Below are 19,068 nucleotides of genomic sequence, written 5' to 3'. Positions count from 1 at the left end.
GGCCCAGGAGACCTCTTTTGACTGAAAGTTTGGCGCTACGGACAACTCACCGTCGGTCGTTCCACGGCGTCATGGGATACCGGGCCGGGGCCTCGGCAAACTCGGCGGGCGCCGTGATGACGGGGCGTCCCCCTTGGATCTGCACGGTCAGGGCCTCCAGGCCGGTATTGGCGTGGTAGAACTCCCCTTGCTCCGCGAAGTCGATGCGGCCGTAGAAGGTCTCGATGTCCAACGCCTCGAGTGCGTCGCGCAACGCCGTCTTCTCGCCTTCGTCGAGGGGCGGGGTGACCCCTGCGCGGGCCACGGCGGCCTGGAAGGCGATTCCTGCGGCAGAGCATCCCGCCTGGGTGTAGTCGGCCGGCACCCCGTACTCTTTCTGGGCCGCCTCGGCATAGGCACGGGCGTCGGCCCACAACAGGTCCCCCCGGGTTGGCAGGGTGGGGGTCCAGACCGAGGCGCCGAACACCTCCTCGGCGTCTTTGCCGAGGGCCTCCACGAAAGCGGGCTCGGTGACTCCGTAGTGCATCAGCAGGGCCTTGGGGGTGTAGTTGATCTGCCGGAGGGCCTTGACCAGGTTGATGAGCTCCTCGTCGTGCCCGCCGAACGCGATCACGTCGGGCCTCAGGACCTTGGCCGCGGAGAGCAAGGGGATCAGGTCCTGGCCGCTCGGCACGATGTTGAACTTGAGGACTTTGATGCCGTGGGCCTCGGCCGCCGCCTTGAACGCCTCGGCCGTGGCCTTGGAGAACGCGTCGTTCGATCCCAACACGATGGCGGTGCTGGGTTTGGGGGCCAGACCGGCCAAGGCCCCCACGGGCTGGGAGCCGGTGTAGTTCACGGGCGGGATCGTGCCGAAGGTGTAGGCGAACTTCTGACGCCAGATCAGCGGCGACTCGGCAGAGCCGGTGATCATGGGGATCTTGTACTTCTCGAGAACCGGTGCCACGGCCAGGGTCACCCCGGAGGAGTAGGGACCGAGCACGAAGTCCACCTCCTGCTGGGTGGCGAGCCGCTCGGCACCGCTGGCCCCCTGGGAAGGCTCGGACTGAGCGTCGGCGTAGTAGAGTTTGACGGGGTAACGCTTGCCGTTCACCTCGATGCCCCCCGCCTCGTTCACGGCCTTCGCCCAGAGGTCGTACCCTCGCTTGGTCACGTTTCCACCGGTGGCGAGGTCTCCGGAAAGCGAGGTGATCACGCCGACCTTGAAGTAGTTCCGGTCGGCCTGGGCCCACGCCGGGCTCGTGCCGAGGACGGCACAGAGTGCGAACGCCACGAGTCTTCTCATCGTCTTTCTCCTCTCTTCGAGAGCCGGCGGCGGGGTGCCGCCTGTTCAGCCGCTCAGTTCCTTGAGTCCTGCCTCTAGAACGTCGAGCCCCCGCTCGAGATCCGCTTCCTCGATGCACAGCGGCGGAAGGAGACGCACCACGTTCCCCCCCGTACCGGCCTTGATCGTGACCACACCGTGGTCCAGGGCATACTGCCCCAGCCGTTGCGTGAGGTCCGTGGCCGGCTCCTTGGTCGACCGGTCGGTCACCAGCTCCATGGCCATCATGGCGCCGAGACCCCGTACCTCGCCGACGACCGGCAGTTCATCCCGGAGTCGCAGGAACCGCTGCCGGACTCGCTCGCCCAGGAGCTTCGCTCGGCCGCACAGGTCCTCCTGATCGATCACTTCCAGGGTGGCCAGGGCCGCGGCGCAGGAGACGGGGTTCCCACCGTATGTTCCCCCGAGCCCGCCCACCTGGGGCGCATCCAGCACCTCGGCCCGCCCGGTTACCCCGCTCAGGGGAAAGCCCGAGGCCATGGCCTTCGCCGTGGTGATGAGATCGGGCACGACCCCCATCACCTCGCACGCGAACAACGCCCCGGTTCGCCCGAACCCGGTCTGCACCTCGTCGGCCACCACCACGATGCCGTGCTCCCGGCAGATCTCGAAGATACGGTAGAGAAACCGGGCCGGGGGGACCACGAACCCACCCTCGCCGAGCACCGGCTCCACCACCAGCGCCGCGACCGAATCCGGGTCCACGCCGGTGGCGAACAGCTCCCGCAGGTTCTCGGCGCACTCCAGGGAGCAGACCTCCGGGCCCGGCGCCCCGAAGGGGCAGCGGTAGCAGTACGCATAGGGTATCCGGTACACCTCGGGCGCGAACGGACCGAAGCCCTTCTTGTAGGGAACGACCTTGCTGGTGAGGGTCATGCCCAGGAGGGTCCGGCCGTGGAAGGCGTTCTGGAAGCACACGACCGCCGGCCTGCCGGTATAGGCCCGGGCCACCTTGACCGCATTCTCCACCGCCTCGGCCCCGCTGTTACAGAAGAACGTCTTCTTCGCGCGGTTCCCCGGCGTTCGACGGTTCAGTTCCTCGGCCAGACGAACGTAGGGTTCGTAGGGCATCACGTGAAAACACGTGTGGATCAGGAGGTCCACCTGGCGTTTGACGGCCTCGAGGACGTGGGGATGGGAGTGGGCGGTCCCCACCACGCCGATCCCGCCGGTGAAATCGATGTACTCGGTGCCCTCGGCATCGGTGATCCGCGCACCTCGGGCGCGGACCGCGAACCGGTCGGTCACGTGGAACGGGCCTCTGGGAACCGCCTTTTGACGGCGTTCCATGAGCTGCTGGTTGCTACGGGTCATGGACCCCTCCTCTCCATGTGAAGAAAAAAATTGGCATTGCTCCCAGGGTGCCTCCTCAGGGATGCAACAGGGGTGCCAATGGAGTCGTGGTTGAAAAAGTGAAATAAAAACGGCGTATTGAAAATGTGGAGGGCGCGAGCGGGGAGCTTGTGATGCATCCGTGGATCAACGGCCGGGCGGGGTTGCGGGTGTGATGATGCAGAGCTGTATCGGATTCGGCGGGGCCAAGGGCGGGGGCGGCGCGACGATGCAGATGTGAATCACGAACGGGGTGCGCCCGGCGGCGGAATCCCGTGCCGTCGGAGTTTTCGTACCACCGTGGGTTGGCTCACCCCCAGGCGCTGGGCCATCTCCCGGGTGTTGGAACACTCGGCCGCCGCCCGGAGAAGGGCCTCCCGTTCCGTGGCCTCCAGCAGTTCGGACAGGGTGCCCGACGGAGCCCCACCGGCGCGGCGCTCGGCTTCCAAAGGGTTCCCGTCACGCACGAGGTAGTCGTCGACGATCTCGTCCTCGCACATCACCACGGCGTTCTTGATGATGCCCTCCAGTTCCCGCACGTTCCCGGGGAACGGGTAGCGCTCGAGCCATCGGAGCGCCCGGCGGCCGAGGCGTTTCCGGGCACCGAACTGACGTCCGTACCGGGAGAGGAAGTGCAGGGTGAGGGGCAGCACGTCTGCCCGCCGCTCCCGCAGGGGCGGAAGGTGAACGGTGAAGGTGTTGAGGCGGTAGAACAGGTCGTGCCGGAATCGGCGTTCTCTGACAAGGGCCTCCAGATCCTGGTTGGTGGCCGCGATCACGGCGCACCACGATCGGCGGACCCGGGTGCTCCCCAGCCTGCGGATCTCGTGGTCGTCCAGGTACTTGAGGATCTTCGCCTGGATGGAGAACGGCATGTCCCCCAGCTCGTCCAGGAACAGGGTGCCCCCGTCCGCCACCTCGAGCAGGCCGGGCTTGCCCGCATCCGAGGCCCCGGTGAACGCCCCTTTTTCGTAGCCGAACAGCTCGGCCTCCAACAGCGTCTCGGGCAGGGCGGCGCAGTTGATCTGGACGAACGGCCGCTCCGCCCGAGGGCTCTCCGTGTGGATGAACCGCGCCAACACTCCCTTCCCGGTTCCGGACTCGCCCAGCAGCAGAATGTTGGTCACGTTCTTGCGGGCCAGTCGCAGGGCCACCCGGACCACTTCGCGCATCTGAGGGCTCTCGGCCACGAGGCCCTTTTCCGCGGTGTCCTTCAGGCTCAGGGCAGCCATCTCTTCCCTGAGCCGCTCGTTGGCCCGGCGGAGCTCGTCGAGTTGACGGCTGAGTTCGCTGGTTTCGGTCACGTCACGGTCGTTGACCACCACGTACTCCACCGTTCCGTCGGGCCCGAGGGAAGGGGTCCCCGTGACGATGAGCTGGCGGCCCGTACGTCGGGCGGTCTGCACCATGCTGACGGTTTCGCCCGAGGTCAGAACGGCCCGGGTCACCGAGGCGTCGATGACCCCCTGGGCCACGAGGTCGTCGATGTTCCGGCCGATCACCTCGGCGGCCGCAACCCCGTTGAGCCGCTCGGCGGCCCGGTTCAGGTTCACGATGACGCCCTGGCCGTCGATGATCCACAGCCCGTCGTGGCTGATGTCGAACACGGTCCGAAGCTGGCGCCAGGCCGAAGGGGCACGGGGCGACGCGCTCATCGTTCCTCCGCAGGACCTCAGGTATGGCCCCGGGCCACCCGGGCCAGGCGACGCACGGTGGCCGGGCCGAGCCACGCAAGGGCCAGGGCCAAGGGGAGCACGTAGTAGACGAACCGGTAGACCAGGACCGCGGCCAGGGCGGTCTCCAGGGGGACGCCCATCGACACGAACACCGCCGTCATCCCGCCCTCCACGAACCCGATCCCGCCGGGGGTGAACGCGGCCGCTCCCGCGAAGATGCCGATGGCGTACCCGGCCAGCAGCGGCGAGGCCGCCACCGGCCGGCCCACCGCGCAGAAGCTGAACGCCAAGCACCCGAGCGCGGCCCCCCACTCCCCGGCCACCCACACGAACGCCCCCAGGACGCCCCCGGGGTGGGCGCGGACCCACCGGGCGGTCCGGTCGAAGCGGCGGAGGGTCTCCTCCTGCATCCGATCGGAAAGGGGAGGGATCCGCAGCCGTCGGCCGATCCAACGGTAGGCCCGGAAACCCAGCCCCAGAACGCGACGCCGCAGGGAGGGGTTCAGGAACGCTCCCACCAGTACGGACAGGGCGGCCAGGCTGAACCCCACCAGGGCAAGGTGGGACACGGCCCGGCGCCACGGAAGCTCGCCCGTGGCCACGGGGACCCCAAAACCCACGGCCACGAACATCAGAAGCACCGCGTTCATCAGGGCCGTGTGGAGCAAAGAGACCAGCGCGTTGTCCGAGGGGTGAAGGCCCTCCCGGTGGAACAGGGCGAGCCGCAGCCCCACCCCCCCGATCCCCCCGAACGAGACGAGGTAGTTGAGGGCGGTGGCGAAAAACGCGACCCGAAGAGTCCGACCCAAGGGAAGCCGGATCCCGAGGGCCTGGAGCAGGGCGGCCAGGCTGAACCCCCCGCAGAGGTAGCTGAGCACGGTGGCCCCCACTGCCAGCGCAAGCGGCAGGGGCCGGAGGGAGGAGAGGTGGAGGCCGACCCGCTCGAGGTCCCCGAGGAAGAACAGAACCACCCAGAGGAGGATCCCCAGCACCAGCAGCGAGGCGGCTGCCCGCCGGACCATCAGCCCCCTCCGGGTTCCAGCCGGACGGTGGCCCCGTAGTAGGCCGCGGTCTCCCCAAGATCGGTCACCAACACCGGCACGGCCTCGTTGACCCCCAGGCCCAGGCTCACCCATCCGCCCCGGGGCACGGCCACGCAGCCGGGGTGGAGCAGGGGGTCGATCCGCACCACCGCCTCCAGCTCCCCCACGGTGCCGGCGATCCGCACCGGATCACCGGCGGCCAGGCCCAGGCCCTCGGCCGTGGCCGGGGCCAGGCGCACCTCCAGCGGGCGCGGCTGCTCCTCGGGCAGCATCTGGGAGTGGAGGGCCGCGGGTCGGATCAGGGTCAGGAACCGGAAGGGGAGGGGGCCGGAGGGCTCGTCGTGGACCGCCTCCAGGAAACGGAACCGGCCGTCCGGGTGGGCGAACCCCTCCGACCACGCCACCTCGGGCCAGGGAACGACGGCCCAACCTCGGCGCCGGAGAGCCTCCAAGTCCGGGCCCTGGACGGGCAGGCAGGCCGAGAGCCATGCGTCCCGGTCGGGGAACGGGAACTCCACCCCGAGCCGCCGGGCCACCTCGGCCACGATCTCGAAGTCTCCCCGGCACCCCTCGGGAGGGTCCACCACCTGGCGCACGGCGCCCACCACGTTGGCCCAGTACGACCCCACCAGATCCTCCTCCTCCAGCCACAGGGCCGGCGGCAGCACCACGGTTGCGTGCCGGGCCGTCTCGGTCCAGAAGGCGTCCACGACCACCCGGGTCTCGACCCGGAGGAACGCTTCGGCCAGGGCCTTGGCGTCGGGCGCCTGGTTGAGCAGGTTGGACCCCGCCACCCACGCGAACCGAACCGGCGGCCGGGCCCGGGGCAGCTCCCGGGCCAGAGCGGGAAGCAGGAGGGGAGGGGAGGGAGCGGCCGGCGTGGACGGCCTGGGTCGGTTCAGATGGCGGGAGGAGGGGATGTTGAAGTACACCCCCCCGCCTTCCACCCCGAGGGTGCCGGCCACGAACGCCAACGCGTGGATGGCCCGGACGTTCTCCGCGCCGTAAGGATGGCGTTGCACCCCCCACCCCACGATCGTGGCGGTGCGGCGGGTTCGGGCGTACAGGGCGGCCAACGCCTCGGCGTCGGCCCGGGCCACGTCGCAGGCCCCGAGCCATTCCTCTGCGGTGCGGGACCGCACCAGCGCCTCGAACGCCTCTGGGTTGGCTGCCCGGTCCGCGGGGCGGAGCCGGGCTCCCGAGTCCAGGAGCAGCCGGCAGCACCCCAGGGCCAGGAACCGGTCGGTGCCGGGGCGGACCCGGACGACCCGGTCGGCCAGTCCCTGCACGGGCGAGGGGTCCGGCGTGACCGCCACCACCGGCACGCCGCGGCTCCGGGCCCGATTCACCTGGGCGGCCGTGTGCACCGAGCTGGCCTTGGGGTTCTTGCCCCACAGCACGATCGCCTCAGCCCGGTCGATTTGGAGGGGGTCGTTCATGTCGAGCCGGCCGGCGTCGGCCTCCACCGCGGCGATGCCCGCGCCGTCGCACAAGGCCCCCCGGGTGCCCCGGGCGCCCAGGGCCGTCATCAGGTAGTCCAGGGCCCCCTTCGACACCCCCATGGAACCGGCGCCCCGCACCCACAGGATGCCGCGGGGATCGTCCCGGCGCACCCGCTCCAGCTCCCCGCACACCAGATCCAGCGCTTCCTCCCACGAGGCCGGCCGGAATCCCTCGCCCGACCGGATCCACGGTTCACGGATCCGGTGGGGGCTGGCCAGCCGACCCGGGTACCGCCGGATCTTGGCACAGGTGAATCCCCGGGTGTACGGGTGATCCGGGTTCCCCCGGAGCCGTATCCCCCCGGCCTCGACCCGGCACACGATCGAACACCGGTCGGGGCAGTCCAGGGTACAGGTGGTCACGACGGCCAATGCATACCTTTGGGACTTCGGGGCCGATGGTCCACGGTCGTCGGTCCGGGGCCCACGGCGGCATGCCGACGACCGGATGACACAAGAGCCGAGATGCTCCCTCGCGTGTCCAGCGAGCATACCCCAGCGTCGTCGTCGCCGCCACCGGCTCCGACCGAGGGCGGGGATGTGGATGGCAGAGGTCGGAAGCCCGGTGGGGTTCAGGAAAGGAGGGAAAAACCCTCGGCGTCGAAGTGCCGGTCGAACCCGAACGCCTCGGAGATTCCCTTTTTTCGCATGACCAAGAAAGAGACGACGTCGACCAGGCTGAGTTGGCGGGAGTCGCGCCTCAGCCACTCGTCCAGGGCGCGTTCGTGAAGATCCTCATCCACCCACGTGACATCGAGGAGGGGGACGAACTTCTCGCGGAACTCACGGGCGGCTTTGGGACCGAAACGACGGCCGAGAAGCGCGTAGGTCTCCACCAGGACGTACGAGGTCGTGAGCAGGACCGCCCGCCGAGCCGCCAGCCCCTCGAAGATCCTCTTGGCGGTTTCGTGGACCCTGTCGGTGCGGTTGAGGAGCGCGAGGATCGCGGACGTGTCGATGAACACCGGTGTCACTCGAACGCCTCCTCCAGATACCGGTCGTGGTTCTCCGCGAGATCCTGCGGGCCTTCGGGGCGCTCAAGGCTCCCCACCAACTCGGCGGCCCGGGCGTAGAGTGCGGCCCGGTCCTCCGTCTTTTCTGCGAGCGCACGCTGGACGCACCGCCGGATGGCCTCTGCCAGGGAGATTCCCTCGCGTCGGGCCAGTTCCCTCAACCGTCGGTTCTGGGTTTCCGTGAGTTGGATCTGTGTCCGGACCATCGTCGTCCCTCCCTCCTCGGCGACTGAGTGTAAGCACCTTATGCTGTAATGTCAATCGAGGCTCGGTCGGTATCGCGTGGGGGAAAAGTGGGGGCGTCGATGGGATTCGGTGAGACGGGCCTTTTCAAAGAGCCGAGACCGGGCTCGCCTCGATCCGGTACCCGCCCTGCAGCAGGGCAGCGGTCAGCCGGCCGATGTGGTCGAAGCCCCGGGTCTCCACCTCCACCTCGACCCGGGTGCGGCCCAGGGGGAGGTCCACGCTGAGGCGGTCGTGGAAAATGTGGAGGATGTTGCCCTCCTCCTTCGACACGATGGAGAGCAGACCGTGGAGCGCGCCCGGCGCGTCGTCGAGGATTACCCGGAACCGGAGGATCCGGCCCGTGCGCATGAGGCCCTGCTCCAGGATGCGATCGAGCACGTTGAGGTCCAGGTTCCCCCCGCTCACCACCAGCACGATCCTCCGGTTCCGTACCCGGTCGGCCGGGGCCTCGAGCAGGGCGGCCACCGGCACGGCCCCGGCCCCCTCGGCGAGGAGTTTCTTACGCTCGAGAAGGGCCACCACCGCCATGGCGATGCGGCTCTCCTCCACCAGGAGCACCTCCTCCATGACCTGGCGCAGCACCCGGAAGGGCCGCTCTCCGATGCGGGGGACGCGGATCCCGTCCGCCAGGGTGCGCTCGGTTTCCACCTCCACGGGGTGCCCTTGGCGCAGGGCCTCGAGGGCAGAGGGGCAGGCCCGGGTCTGGATTCCCACCACCCGCGCGGTCGGCCGGCGCTTCGCCAGGGCCAGGGCCACCCCGGCCGCGAGCCCGCCCCCGCCCACCGGCACCCACACCTCGTCGAACCGCTCGAGCTGCTCTGTGAGTTCCAGACCCACGGTGGCCTGACCCGCAATCACGTCGTCGTCGTCGAAGGGGTGGAGGAATGTGTAGCCCTCCTGCTCCAGCTCCCGCGCCCGGTCCAGCGCCTCGGCCACGGTCTTCCCGTGGAGGAGGACCCGGGCCCCGTAGTCGCGGGTGGCCACCTGCTTGGAGATGGACGATCCCTCCGGCATGATCACGGTGGCGGGGATTCCCAGGTCGGAGGCGGCCAGAGCCACCCCTTGCGCGTGGTTCCCGGCCGATGCCGCCACCACGCCCCGGGGCCCCACCTCGTTCCGGATCCGCCAGAGCTTGTAGACCGCCCCCCGCACCTTGAACGAGCCGGTGCGCTGAAGGTTCTCGAGCTTGAGGAACACCTCGGCCCCGGTCTGGCGGCTGAGCTGTTCGGAGCGGATGAGGGGCGTGGGCGGGAACCGCCGCCCCACCACGTCCATGGCTTCGTGGATTCGGTTCCGGTCAGGCATTCACGTTGCTCCTCCCCCCTTGTGGACCACGGCGAACGACGCGGGGAGGGGAGCATACTAGAACCTTCCGGAGGGTTGCCAGGGGCAGGGGATTGGGGGCCGGGGGCCGGCTGGCGGGCCCATGGGGGATGAGGTTCAGGACCCGGCTGGACGCTCGGTCGGCGGCCGGGCGGCCGGCCGGAGGTGATCGCGGAGCCGGCGGGTCTCCTCCACGATGATTCCCGCCGGGATCGGCCGGGTGAGCCGCAGGCCCACCTGGTCGCCGTCCACCCGCACCACCTCCCCTTTCACCCGGGCCCACCGGCCGGTGGGGAACTCCACCCGCGCCTCCACGGCCTGGCCGGGGGTGAACCCCCCGTCCGAGCGGAACCGCAGGCCCTCCTCCGAGGCGTCCAGCACCTCGAACCACCGGGGCTCTGCCGCCGCCTGCTCCCCCGTAAGCAGGCCGAGGCGGGGCCGCTCCCCTTCGGGGTAAGGGATCCGGAACGTCTCACGGCGGTTCCCGGCCAGGTGGCGCTCCAGGTCGAACCCCCGGCGCTTTCGGGTGCGTTCCCGGGCCATCCCCGCCAGCAGCAGGGCGATTCCCGCGACACCCAGGAAGAACAAAGCGGCAAAGTACCGGGTGGCGGTGGGCGCCGGGTCCTGCAGCTGGGTCGCCTTGTACCAGGCAGCCACTCCGATTCCCACGACCAGCACGACCAGGGCGGCGCGTCTGAGCACGTTCGTTCCTCCGGGCGTAAGGGAGTTCGCTTCTCTTTGCCGGACCCTTCCCACGGGCAACGTATTGCCATGGTGCGGGCCTGCGGTTCAGGGGCCAGGGGGCAAAGGGGCACGGGTCTGACAGCGCTTTCGTTGGGATTCGTATCGGCCGGTGGGGTCTGAAACCAAAGGCCGGGGTGCAACCCGGCGGGCGCCTGTGGCAGAATGCACCGCAGCCGGCCCTCTCGGCGGCCTGCTCGTGGACTCGGAACCACCCCGATGGATGCGATGGGGTTTTCTCTGGCCAAGACGCTGTCCCTGCTGCTCGACCCGTTGACCGCGGGGTTGGGGGTGCTGCTCGTGGCCTGGGCGGTGTTCCGCCGCCGGCCGCGGCTGAGCCGGACCCTGGTGTTCCTGGCGGGAGCCGGGCTCGGGGCGCTGGGATCCGGCCCGGTCGCGGAGAGGCTCGTGGCGCCCCTGGAGCGGGCCTACCCGCGCCCCGCCGCTCGGACCCGGGCGGAGGCCGCCGTGGTGCTGGGGGGCGCCGTCGATCTGCAGCACTCCACCGCCGACCGGGTGGAACTGTACCATCGGGCCGAGCGCGTGCTCGAAGGGATCCGGCTGTGGCGCGAGGGTCGGGTGCGGGTGATCGTGTTCTCGGGCGGAAGCGGGGACCCCGACCTGCCGGACGCCAGCGAGGCCGAGCTCATGGCCGTCGTGGCCCGACAGATGGGAGTGCCGGACGACGCGATCTGGCTCCAACCGCGCAGCCGCACCACGGCGGAGGACGCGGCCTACACCGTGCCGTTGCTCCGGAAGAGGGGGATCCGCCGGTTCTTTCTGGTGACCACGGCCATGGACATGCCCCGCGCGGTGGGGTGTTTCCGCAAGGCGGGGGCGGATCCGATCCCGTTTCCGGTGGACTACCGGGTGACCCCGCCGGGCCGGGGATGGCGGCGGTGGGTGCCGCAGGTGTCGACGCTGGCGTTGGCCCGGGAGGCCATCCACGAGTACGTGGGATACGCGGTGTACTGGGTCACGGGCAGGATCTGATACCAAGGCCTACGAAGGTATTGCCGGACGCGGGTGGGGGGCTGGCTCCGGCCGGGCGCGAGTGCGGCACCGTTTTCGCCGCGCCTTCGCATGCCGTTGTCAGCCCGGTAGGCCGGGGCGCCGGTGGCGGAAGTTCCGGAACTTCCGAGGTGATTCAGGCTTGGTGAGGGCGCGGCGACGTAAGGGGCCGCGCCCGGCTCTCCACCAGCCCCCCACCCGCTGGTTCCCTTGTGAACGCCGGGGATCTGACAATAGTTCCGTTGGTATTAGTACCAAATTGCGTTCAGACCGAGCTCCTCCGGGTCGGGCAAGGGGCTTGGTTCCAATGTCGAGATGAGCTCTCGACCGACGACCAACGACCGAAGTTGCATGGAAGCCCCTCAAGCCCTTCGGGGCCGCACAACGGGAAGGGTAACGTTCGTTGGTCCGGGGCCCATTGGCGGCGGCGGGGCATGGGTTTCAGGAACCGGAATTCAGCGGACAGGAGACAGGGAAGGAACGACAGGCTTGATCCGGCGTCCAACGGCGTGCGGTCACAACCTGTCCACTGAAATCTGTCTTCTGCCCCCTGATTCGCAGACCCCATGCCCCATCGAGGGTTTGGCGGCGGTTCGGGGAAGCGGCCCGGCCGCCTAGCGGCCTAGCAGCCCAGCCGCCCAGCGGGCCGCAGGCCCCAGACCGACGACCAACGACTGATGACCAACGACCGAAGTTACATGGAAGGGCGGCGCGAGGGCGGGGTACGGGTCCGGATCGTGGGGTGGGCCGAGGCGGGCGAGGCGTGCCTGGGGATCCGCACCCGCGTGTTCGTGGAGGAGCAGGGGGTCTCCATGTCCATCGAGGTGGACGGGCTGGATCCGACCTGCGTCCACGCGTTGGCCGTGGGGCCCGGCGGCGAGCCGGTGGGGACCGGAAGACTGCTGCCCGACGGCCGAATCGGCCGAATGGCGGTGTTGCCGGGCTGGCGCGGCCGGGGCGTGGGGCGGGGGATCCTCGAGGCGTTGGAGGCGGAGGCCGGCCGTCGCAGCATGGCCCGGGTGCGGCTCCACGCCCAGGTGTCGGCCCAGGGGTTTTACGAAAAGCTGGGCTACCGGGCCCGGGGCCCGGTGTTCGAAGAGGCGGGCATCCCCCACGTGGAGATGGAGAAACGGATCGGGTGAGCCGGAAGCTCCCCCAGGCCCTCCGAGGGCTTGCAGACGGTTCGAGAGCCGCCCGCCCAGCCGCCCAGCGGGCCGAAGGCCCCAGGCCGGCGACCGTTGACCGTAGACCGTCGACCGAAATTACAGGGAAGCCCCCTTCGACCCTGGGGGGGCGGGCAACGGAGAAGGGTAACGTACGTTGGTCCGGGGCCATTGCCGGCGGCGGGGCATGGGGCCTGCTTCCGGCCGCGCGCGAAGCCGGGCATTGAGATTCGCCGCGCAGGCACGGGGCACAGGCGGTGGCTTCATGACCGTTCGGCGGGGCACGAACGATTTCGCGGTGCGAGCGTTGGAGGCGCTGCGCGGCGAGCCAAGGAGCCGCGCGCAGCTCTCCAGCAGCCCCCATGCCCCCCGGGCTTTGGCGCGGTTCGAGAGCCGCCTAGCCGCCCAGCGGGCCGAAGGCCCCAGACCGACGACCGACGACCGTTGACCGTAGACCGTCGACCGAAATTACTGGGAAGCACATTCCATGACGACCCATGCGCTCAGGCGGGTCTCGGACCTGCTCGAGATGATCAAGTTCAGCCACACCCTGTTCGCGTTGCCGTTCGCCTTGACCGGCATGGTGCTGGCGGCCCGGGGGGTGCCGTCGGCCGGCACCGTGCTGGGGATCGTCGCGGCCATGGTGGGGGCGCGCACCGCGGCCATGGCATGGAACCGGCTGGCCGATGCGGACATCGACGCCCGGAACCCCCGCACCGCCGGCCGCCACATCCCGGCCGGCACCGTGGGCCGGGGGGAGGCGTGGGCCCTGGTGGTCGGGGGCGTGTTGCTGCTGGAGGCGGCGGCCTGGTTCCTGAACCCCCTGTGCCTGAAGCTCTCACCCCTGGCTCTGGCGGTCATCTTCCTGTACCCGTACACGAAGCGGTTCACCTGGCTGTGCCACTACCTCCTGGGCCTGGCCTTGGCGGCCGCGCCGCTCGGGGCGTGGATCGCCGTGACCGGATCGTGGAGCTGGCGCATCGCACCCCTGGGGCTGGCCGTGCTGCTGTGGACCGCCGGGTTCGACGTGCTCTACGCCCTGCAGGACCTGGATTTCGACCGGACCGAGGGGCTCCATAGCATCCCCCAGCGCTGGGGCCGGGGGCGGGCTCTGCGGTGGGCGGCCCGGCTCCACCTGACCATGATGGCCCTTCTGGTGCTTCAGATCCCCCTGTTCGGGCTGGGATGGTGGTACGTGGCCGGGCTCGCCGTGGCGGGCGGGCTGCTCCTGTACGAGCACGCCCTGGTCACCCCCTACGACCTCAGCCGGCTGGACGTGGCGTTCTTCACCATGAACGGGGTGGTGAGCGTGGTGGTGTTCCTGGCCACCTTCCTGGACGTGGTGCTGTGATGGCCTCCCGGACGCTGCCGGAGATCGCGGCCAAGCTGGAGGCCGGCGACCGCCTGGACGAGGCGGACGCCCTGGCGCTCCTGACCGCGGACGATCTCATCGGCCTGGGCGAGCTGGCCGACCGGACGAACCGCCGGCGGAATGGGGACCGGGTGTTCTTCAACGTGAATCGCCACATCAACCCCACCAACGTGTGCGTGAACCGGTGCCGGTTCTGCGCGTTCAGCCGGAGCCCCGGCCAAGAGGGCGCCTACACCTTGGGCCGCGACGAGGTGCTGGCCCGGGCGGCCGAGGCCGACCGGGCCGGGGCCACCGAGCTCCACATCGTGGGGGGGCTCCACCCGGACCTTCCGTTCGGGTGGTACCGGGACCTGGTGGCCGAGATCCACGAGCGGTTTCCCCGGCTCCACATCAAGGGGTTCACCGCGGTGGAGATCGACCACCTCGCCCGGATGGGCGGGGGATCGGCCGAGCGGGTGCTCCGCGAGCTGCGGGACGCGGGCCTGGGCAGCCTGCCCGGGGGCGGGGCGGAGCTCCTGCCCGAGCCGGTGCGAAGCCGGATCTGCCCCGAGAAGATCCCGGGGGCCCGGTGGCTCGAGATCATGGAGATCGCCCACGGCCTGGGCCTCCGAAGCAACGCCACCATGCTTTACGGCCACGTGGAGCGGCCCGAGGACCGGGTGGAGCACCTGAGGATGCTCCGGGACCTCCAGGAACGCACCGGCGGGTTCCAGGCGTTCATCCCGCTCGCGTTCCAGCCGCTCCACTCCGATCTGGGGCAGGGCCGGGGCACCGCCGGGTTCGACGACCTGCGCACCCTGGCCACGGCCCGGCTCTATCTGGACAACTTCCGGCACATCAAGGCCTATTGGGTCATGCTGGGCGAGAAGGTGGCCCAGGTGAGCCTGCACTTCGGGGTGAACGACCTGGACGGGACCGTGGTGGAGGAGAAGATCGCCCACGAGGCCGGCGCCACGAGTCGGGGCGCCCTGACCCGGGACGAGCTGGTGGCCCTGATCGAGGAGGCCGGCCGGGTGCCGGTGGAGCGCGACACCCTGTACCGACCCGTGGCGCGCGACGGGGCCCGGTGGTGGGTGGCGGAGGGAGCGGCGTGAGCCGGGTGGACCGCTCCGAGGCCCTGGATCTCCTGCGGGAAGCGCCGCTCCTGGAGCTGGGCCGGCGGGCCGACGGGGTGCGCCGGCGGCTGCACCCGCACGGGCTCGTCACGTTCGTGGTGGACCGGAACATCAACTTCACGAACGTCTGCATCTGCCAGTGCCGGTTCTGCGCCTTCTACCGCAGGCCCGAGGACCCCGACGGGTACGTGCTGACCCACGACCAGGTGCTTGCGAAGATCGAGGAGCTCGTGGCGTGCGGGGGCACCCAGGTGCTGATGCAAGGCGGGCTCCACCCGGACCTGCCCCTGGAGTGGTTCGAGGACCTGTTCCGGAAGATCAAGGCCCGGTTCCCCCAGGTGCAGAACCACAGCCTCTCACCGGCCGAGATCACCCACCTGGCCCGGATCTCCGGCCACACGGTGGCCGAAACCTTGAAACGCCTGCGAGCCGCGGGGCTCGACTCGGTGCCCGGCGGGGGCGCCGAGGTGCTGGTGGACCGGGTCCGGCGGGAGATCAGCCCCAACAAGATCGGGTGGCGCCGGTGGATGGAGGTGATGGAGGAGGCTCATCGCCAGGGCATGCCCACCACGGCCACGTTGATGTTCGGCGCCACCGAGACCGACGAGGACCTGGTGGACCACCTGCTGCGGATCCGGGACCTACAGGACCGCACCGGTGGGTTCACCGCGTTCATCCCCTGGACGTTCCAGCCCGACCGCACCGAGCTGGGCCGGGCCGAGGGCATCCGCAAGACCGGGGCGGTGCGGTACCTGCGGGTGTTGGCCTTGGCCCGGATCGTGCTGGACAACGTGCCCAACCTCCAGGCCTCGTGGGTCACCCAGGGCGACAAGATCGCCCAGGTGGCCCTGCGGTTCGGGGCCAACGACATGGGGGGCACCATGCTCGAAGAGAACGTGGTGGCCGCCACCGGGGTTCGGTTCCGGCTCGACCGGGACCGGCTGGTCACCCTGGTCCGCGACGCGGGGTTCGTGCCGGCCCAGCGGACGACCACCTACGAGATTCTGAAGGTGTTTTCCCGGTGATCCCTCGTCTGGCGGTGGAGGACGCGGCGCCGAGTCGCCGTGCCGTTGTGTTTTCGAGGGGCTTGCCCTATTATCGGAAGCAATAGGCGGTGCCGGGGACGGGTTCGCCCCTGGCCGTCGTGACGACACGGGAACGGGATGGCGTGGAGGTTCGGGAGGAGCGGTGATGGCAGAGGCGAAAGGTCCGGGCGAGACCAACGAGCGGCGCAGGGACCCCCGTTACGAGGCCAGCTTTCCGCTGCGCGTGGGCGGGGACGGTGAGGGGGTGAGGGCCGAGTCCATCAACATCTCGACCCGCGGCCTGTACTGCAAGGTGCCCCGGCACGTGAAGCCGTTCTCCAAGCTGCGGGTGGCCCTGGACCTCCCCTTCGATCACGGCGATCACCGCACGGTGGAGTGCGACGGCGTGGTGGTTCGGGTGGAGCCCGAGGCCGAGACGCCCGGCGTGGCCGAGTATCGCCTGGCCATCTACTTCCTGAACCTGGGCCCCCAGGGAGCCCAGATCATCGAGGACTTCCTCGAGTCCACCCAGAACTGACCGGCCCGGTCCGGACGACTCCGCCGGACTAGGTGATGATCTCCCGGAAGTCCACCACCCCTTTGCGCACGGCATACAGCACGGTGTCGAGCGCGCCCTGCTTCGAGTAGCCGAACCTCCTCGACATGTTCCGAAGCACGTTCTCGGCGAACTCGGTGATCCGGGGGGCCAACCCGGCATAGGCCTCGGGTTCGCGCTTCTTCTTGAAAAACGCCTCGGTCAGACGGTCGGCGTCCACCTCCCCGGCGGCCCGGCGGTGGCCCAGCAGCCGCTCGTACTCCGCCGCGAACACCGCAAGCACATTGTCCGCGCGTGAGGCGATCACCGGCTTGCCCGGCTCGAGCACCAACTCGCCCGAGGCCTGCAGGTCCAGGAACCGCTGGGCGATCTCGTTTCGCAGGGCGATGCCGCTGCGCCCGGGTGCCAGGATCTCCTCGATCGCCTCCAGGAACGACTCGTCGGGCCGGTCCACCTTCTCGCCGGTGTGCGGGTCCACGTAGGTGTACCGGGGCACCATCACGTGGGCGAAGGCCCGGTTGGCATGGGCCTTGGCCAGGAGCGCGTGCTGGAGGTAGCGGCGCAGGTCCAAGGCGATCTCGTCGGGGTCCCGGTTCACCGTGGCCACCGTGATCTCGTGCCGGATGATCGACCAGTACAGGGCCTGGGTCACCCTCGCCAGCCCCTCGAAGTCCCCGTAGTCTCCCTCTCCCTCCCCGAAGCTCACGAACCCCACCGTGCGGGGCGGCAGGGGCTTACGCCCCTTGTGGTAGGCGGGGTCGATGGCCAGCCAGTGGTGTAGGTCCGCGCCGCCGGTGAAGATGCGGCGGAGCTGGGCGAAAAAGGTGCCCACGTGCACCCGCAGGCCGTCCGAGTGGGCGATGGTGTCGCGCATGATGTTCTGCAGCTGGCGCACCGAGATCCCGTGGCGACCCTCGTTGGGGTAGTGCTCCTGGATCAGGGCCCGCATGAACGCGTCGTCGATCCCCTTGAGCTCCTCGGCCGTGAACACCCCGCTCTGCTCCAGGCTGACCCGCCCCTCGTCCCGGGCGATCAGCCGCGACAGGGCCTCGGTGTCGTGGATGTTGATGTTGCGCTTGATCATCTCGCTCCGAAACGGGTGCCAATGGGGCAGCTTGCGGATGGTGGACACCGGGTCCTCGGAGCGGCAGGCGTAGATGAACATCTTCTGCTCGGGGGTGATGGAGCAGAACAGGCGTTTGCGATCGTCGTCCCAGTCGGCCGGGGGCTTTCGGGGCGGCAGAAGACGGGTGAGCACGGCGAAGTACGCGGCCACGCGGAGCAGGTTCGGGTCCACGTCGAACTTCTGGCGCATGTTGGCCAGGTCGCGCCGGAGGATCTCCATCTCGGACTGGGCGTCCAGGAGGTAGTTGACCGGGATCTTCTCGATCCGGTCGAGCAGCTTGGAGGACGTGAGCTGCCGCTCGAGCTGGGCCATCTCCTCCAGATTGGTGGTCAGCACCACCGTGGTGTCCACCGCGGTTTGGGTGGCCTCCACCGAGGCCCGGCCGCTCCCCAGCAGCATGAGAAGGGGCTTGTAGTCCCGCTCGGACGGCCCGTCCGGGCCGATGCCCCCGAACGCGTCGTGGATATGCAGGAGCCCCCGGTTGGCCGCCACCAGGGCGCCCTGGTACTCCCGCAGCCGGGTGCCGGGCAGATGCTCGGCCAGCACGGCCCGGTCGTCCTCCCCAAGCTCCAGGGGATGCACGGTGATCCGCAGCTCGCGCATGTCGTCGATGTTGGCGATGCCCTTGGCCTGGGCGTTGGAGAACTCCACCTCCTCCACCCGCACGTACTCCTCGATCACGTCGAACAGGGTCTTGCCGATGTTTCGGGGGTGCACGAGCAGCGACTCCAGGATGTCGAGGCTGCGTTTGTCCAGGTTGGCGTGCTGGAAGTAGGTGGGCACCAGGATCTTCTCGTGCTTGCCCCGGCGGGCGTTGATCAGCTCGAACAGCTCCTGGCGGGGATGGCGGATCGTGGAGTCCTCTTGGATGCTCGTGGGGAACAGCAGCACCGGGTTGTGGAGGAACTGGGGCCGCACCTCCACTACCCTACCGTTGCGGCCCTCGAACCGAAAGAAAAAAGTGAAGATCGAGGTGTGGTGCTCCTTGGTGTACTCCTCCAGGGCCAGGCTGATCAGGTCCACGATGTTGGTCTTGCCCGAGGCGGGCGGCCCCACCAGCACGATGCCCCGGTTGGGCCCGGACTCCTTGCCCATGGCCTCGATCACGTCCACCACCTGCTTGATGCAGAATTCCTGGCCGAACACCGCGTTGGTGCCCCCCGAGAACGGGTCCTTGAAGATGGCGTAGCTCAGGGTGGGCTCGCCGCTGCGGACCACGATCTCGAACCCGAAGTGCTCGATGGCCTCCCACACCAGCGTGGAGCTGGTGCGCAGGGCCTCCTCCGGCTTCTCCATCAGGTAGTCCACGAACTCCGAGAACCGCAGGCTGCGCTTGCGGAGCCGGCCCAACAGACGTCGGAACTCTTCGTGGTGCATGGCCACCTCGTGACGACGGTCGGCGGTCTGGGCCTTCGGCCCGCTAGAAGGCTGGAAGGCTGGGAGGCCAGAAGGCCTGAAAACCTCCCGGATTACCACGTTTTCTAGGCAGTACCACGCCTC

Annotated in this window: 16 protein-coding genes; 6 read left to right on the top strand and 10 right to left on the bottom strand. The window is 69.5% G+C overall.

The genetic code is table 11. The features are described 5' to 3' along the window. Window positions 1-46: 46 nt before the first annotated feature. The 9 genes from DEFCA_RS0107005 to DEFCA_RS0106965 all read right to left on the bottom strand — a co-directional run bounded on the left by DEFCA_RS0107005 (window position 47) and on the right by DEFCA_RS0106965 (window position 10,161). On the bottom strand, window positions 47-1,285 hold the full coding sequence (locus DEFCA_RS0107005) for an amino acid ABC transporter substrate-binding protein (RefSeq protein WP_025322314.1): 1,239 nt from the start codon (window positions 1,283-1,285) through the stop codon (window positions 47-49). A gap of 45 nt (window positions 1,286-1,330) precedes the next feature. Continuing rightward, a complete protein-coding gene (gene gabT, locus DEFCA_RS0107000) occupies window positions 1,331-2,638 on the bottom strand; it encodes a 4-aminobutyrate--2-oxoglutarate transaminase (RefSeq protein ID WP_025322313.1) in 1,308 nt (435 codons plus the stop codon). A gap of 260 nt (window positions 2,639-2,898) precedes the next feature. Next, on the bottom strand, window positions 2,899-4,311 hold the full coding sequence (locus tag DEFCA_RS0106995; RefSeq protein WP_025322312.1) for a sigma-54 interaction domain-containing protein: 1,413 nt from the start codon (window positions 4,309-4,311) through the stop codon (window positions 2,899-2,901). A gap of 17 nt (window positions 4,312-4,328) precedes the next feature. Further along, window positions 4,329-5,354, bottom strand: a complete 1,026-nt coding sequence (locus tag DEFCA_RS0106990) for a lysylphosphatidylglycerol synthase transmembrane domain-containing protein (RefSeq protein WP_025322311.1) — start codon at window positions 5,352-5,354, stop codon at window positions 4,329-4,331. Continuing rightward, entirely contained in the window at window positions 5,354-7,240 is a 1,887-nt protein-coding gene (locus tag DEFCA_RS0106985) for a molybdopterin-dependent oxidoreductase (RefSeq protein WP_169709488.1), read from the bottom strand. The genes DEFCA_RS0106990 and DEFCA_RS0106985 overlap by 1 nt, the downstream gene beginning before the upstream one ends. Before the next feature lie 209 nt (window positions 7,241-7,449). Beyond that, window positions 7,450-7,851: a type II toxin-antitoxin system VapC family toxin gene (locus DEFCA_RS0106980; protein ID WP_084318896.1), complete on the bottom strand. Its 402-nt coding sequence runs from the start codon at window positions 7,849-7,851 to the stop codon at window positions 7,450-7,452. Then, window positions 7,848-8,096 carry a ribbon-helix-helix protein, CopG family gene (locus DEFCA_RS0106975; RefSeq protein ID WP_025322308.1) on the bottom strand — a complete coding sequence of 83 codons (249 nt, stop codon included), beginning with the start codon at window positions 8,094-8,096 and terminating at the stop codon, window positions 7,848-7,850. Before DEFCA_RS0106975 ends, DEFCA_RS0106980 begins: the two co-directional genes overlap by 4 nt. A gap of 124 nt (window positions 8,097-8,220) precedes the next feature. Then, window positions 8,221-9,441 (bottom strand): threonine ammonia-lyase, encoded by a 1,221-nt coding sequence (gene ilvA, locus DEFCA_RS0106970; protein ID WP_025322307.1) that lies wholly within the window; start codon window positions 9,439-9,441, stop codon window positions 8,221-8,223. A 135-nt stretch (window positions 9,442-9,576) separates the two neighbouring features. Then, window positions 9,577-10,161 carry a PilZ domain-containing protein gene (locus DEFCA_RS0106965; protein ID WP_025322306.1) on the bottom strand — a complete coding sequence of 195 codons (585 nt, stop codon included), beginning with the start codon at window positions 10,159-10,161 and terminating at the stop codon, window positions 9,577-9,579. A gap of 258 nt (window positions 10,162-10,419) precedes the next feature. Between DEFCA_RS0106965 and DEFCA_RS0106960 the strand changes: the two genes are divergently transcribed. From DEFCA_RS0106960 to DEFCA_RS0106935, 6 genes are all read left to right on the top strand, one after another. Continuing rightward, window positions 10,420-11,193, top strand: coding sequence for a YdcF family protein (locus tag DEFCA_RS0106960; protein WP_051463201.1), 774 nt, complete (start codon window positions 10,420-10,422; stop codon window positions 11,191-11,193). Window positions 11,194-11,888: 695 nt separating this feature from the next. After that, window positions 11,889-12,353 (top strand): GNAT family N-acetyltransferase, encoded by a 465-nt coding sequence (locus DEFCA_RS0106955; protein WP_245693446.1) that lies wholly within the window; start codon window positions 11,889-11,891, stop codon window positions 12,351-12,353. Window positions 12,354-12,861: 508 nt separating this feature from the next. Continuing rightward, entirely contained in the window at window positions 12,862-13,725 is an 864-nt protein-coding gene (locus tag DEFCA_RS0106950) for a UbiA-like polyprenyltransferase (RefSeq protein ID WP_025322303.1), read from the top strand. Then, window positions 13,725-14,840 (top strand): aminofutalosine synthase MqnE, encoded by a 1,116-nt coding sequence (gene mqnE / locus DEFCA_RS0106945; RefSeq protein ID WP_025322302.1) that lies wholly within the window; start codon window positions 13,725-13,727, stop codon window positions 14,838-14,840. The genes DEFCA_RS0106950 and mqnE overlap by 1 nt, the downstream gene beginning before the upstream one ends. Continuing rightward, window positions 14,837-15,886: a cyclic dehypoxanthinyl futalosine synthase gene (gene mqnC, locus DEFCA_RS0106940; protein WP_025322301.1), complete on the top strand. Its 1,050-nt coding sequence runs from the start codon at window positions 14,837-14,839 to the stop codon at window positions 15,884-15,886. Before mqnE ends, mqnC begins: the two co-directional genes overlap by 4 nt. A 166-nt stretch (window positions 15,887-16,052) precedes the next feature. After that, the gene (locus tag DEFCA_RS0106935) at window positions 16,053-16,424 is read left to right on the top strand and encodes a PilZ domain-containing protein (protein WP_025322300.1); all 372 of its coding nucleotides are present in this window, start codon (window positions 16,053-16,055) and stop codon (window positions 16,422-16,424) included. A 28-nt stretch (window positions 16,425-16,452) separates the two neighbouring features. Here the strand turns inward: DEFCA_RS0106935 and DEFCA_RS0106930 are convergent, their stop codons facing one another. Beyond that, the gene (locus DEFCA_RS0106930; protein ID WP_025322299.1) at window positions 16,453-18,945 is read right to left on the bottom strand and encodes a hypothetical protein; all 2,493 of its coding nucleotides are present in this window, start codon (window positions 18,943-18,945) and stop codon (window positions 16,453-16,455) included. Window positions 18,946-19,068 lie beyond the last annotated feature (123 nt).

This window comes from Deferrisoma camini S3R1, assembly GCF_000526155.1.
Taxonomy (GTDB): Bacteria; Desulfobacterota; Deferrisomatia; order Deferrisomatales; family Deferrisomataceae; genus Deferrisoma; species Deferrisoma camini.
The sequence above is the reverse complement of the archived record's forward strand: the minus strand, read 5'-3'. Positions and strand labels throughout refer to the sequence as shown.

Excerpts from the sequence above, each read along its gene's own strand:
- DEFCA_RS0106950 (WP_025322303.1), top strand. The coding sequence starts at position 12,862 with ATGACGACCCATGCGCTCAGGCGGGTCTCGGACCTGCTCGAGATGATC.
- DEFCA_RS0106955 (WP_245693446.1), top strand. The coding sequence starts at position 11,889 with ATGACCAACGACCGAAGTTACATGGAAGGGCGGCGCGAGGGCGGGGTA.
- ilvA (WP_025322307.1), bottom strand. The coding sequence starts at position 9,441 with ATGCCTGACCGGAACCGAATCCACGAAGCCATGGACGTGGTGGGGCGG.
- DEFCA_RS0106930 (WP_025322299.1), bottom strand. The coding sequence starts at position 18,945 with ATGCACCACGAAGAGTTCCGACGTCTGTTGGGCCGGCTCCGCAAGCGC.
- DEFCA_RS0106960 (WP_051463201.1), top strand. The coding sequence starts at position 10,420 with ATGGATGCGATGGGGTTTTCTCTGGCCAAGACGCTGTCCCTGCTGCTC.
- DEFCA_RS0106975 (WP_025322308.1), bottom strand. The coding sequence starts at position 8,096 with ATGGTCCGGACACAGATCCAACTCACGGAAACCCAGAACCGACGGTTG.
- DEFCA_RS0106990 (WP_025322311.1), bottom strand. The coding sequence starts at position 5,354 with ATGGTCCGGCGGGCAGCCGCCTCGCTGCTGGTGCTGGGGATCCTCCTC.
- DEFCA_RS0107005 (WP_025322314.1), bottom strand. The coding sequence starts at position 1,285 with ATGAGAAGACTCGTGGCGTTCGCACTCTGTGCCGTCCTCGGCACGAGC.
- DEFCA_RS0106995 (WP_025322312.1), bottom strand. The coding sequence starts at position 4,311 with ATGAGCGCGTCGCCCCGTGCCCCTTCGGCCTGGCGCCAGCTTCGGACC.
- mqnE (WP_025322302.1), top strand. The coding sequence starts at position 13,725 with ATGGCCTCCCGGACGCTGCCGGAGATCGCGGCCAAGCTGGAGGCCGGC.
- gabT (WP_025322313.1), bottom strand. The coding sequence starts at position 2,638 with ATGACCCGTAGCAACCAGCAGCTCATGGAACGCCGTCAAAAGGCGGTT.
- DEFCA_RS0106935 (WP_025322300.1), top strand. The coding sequence starts at position 16,053 with ATGGCAGAGGCGAAAGGTCCGGGCGAGACCAACGAGCGGCGCAGGGAC.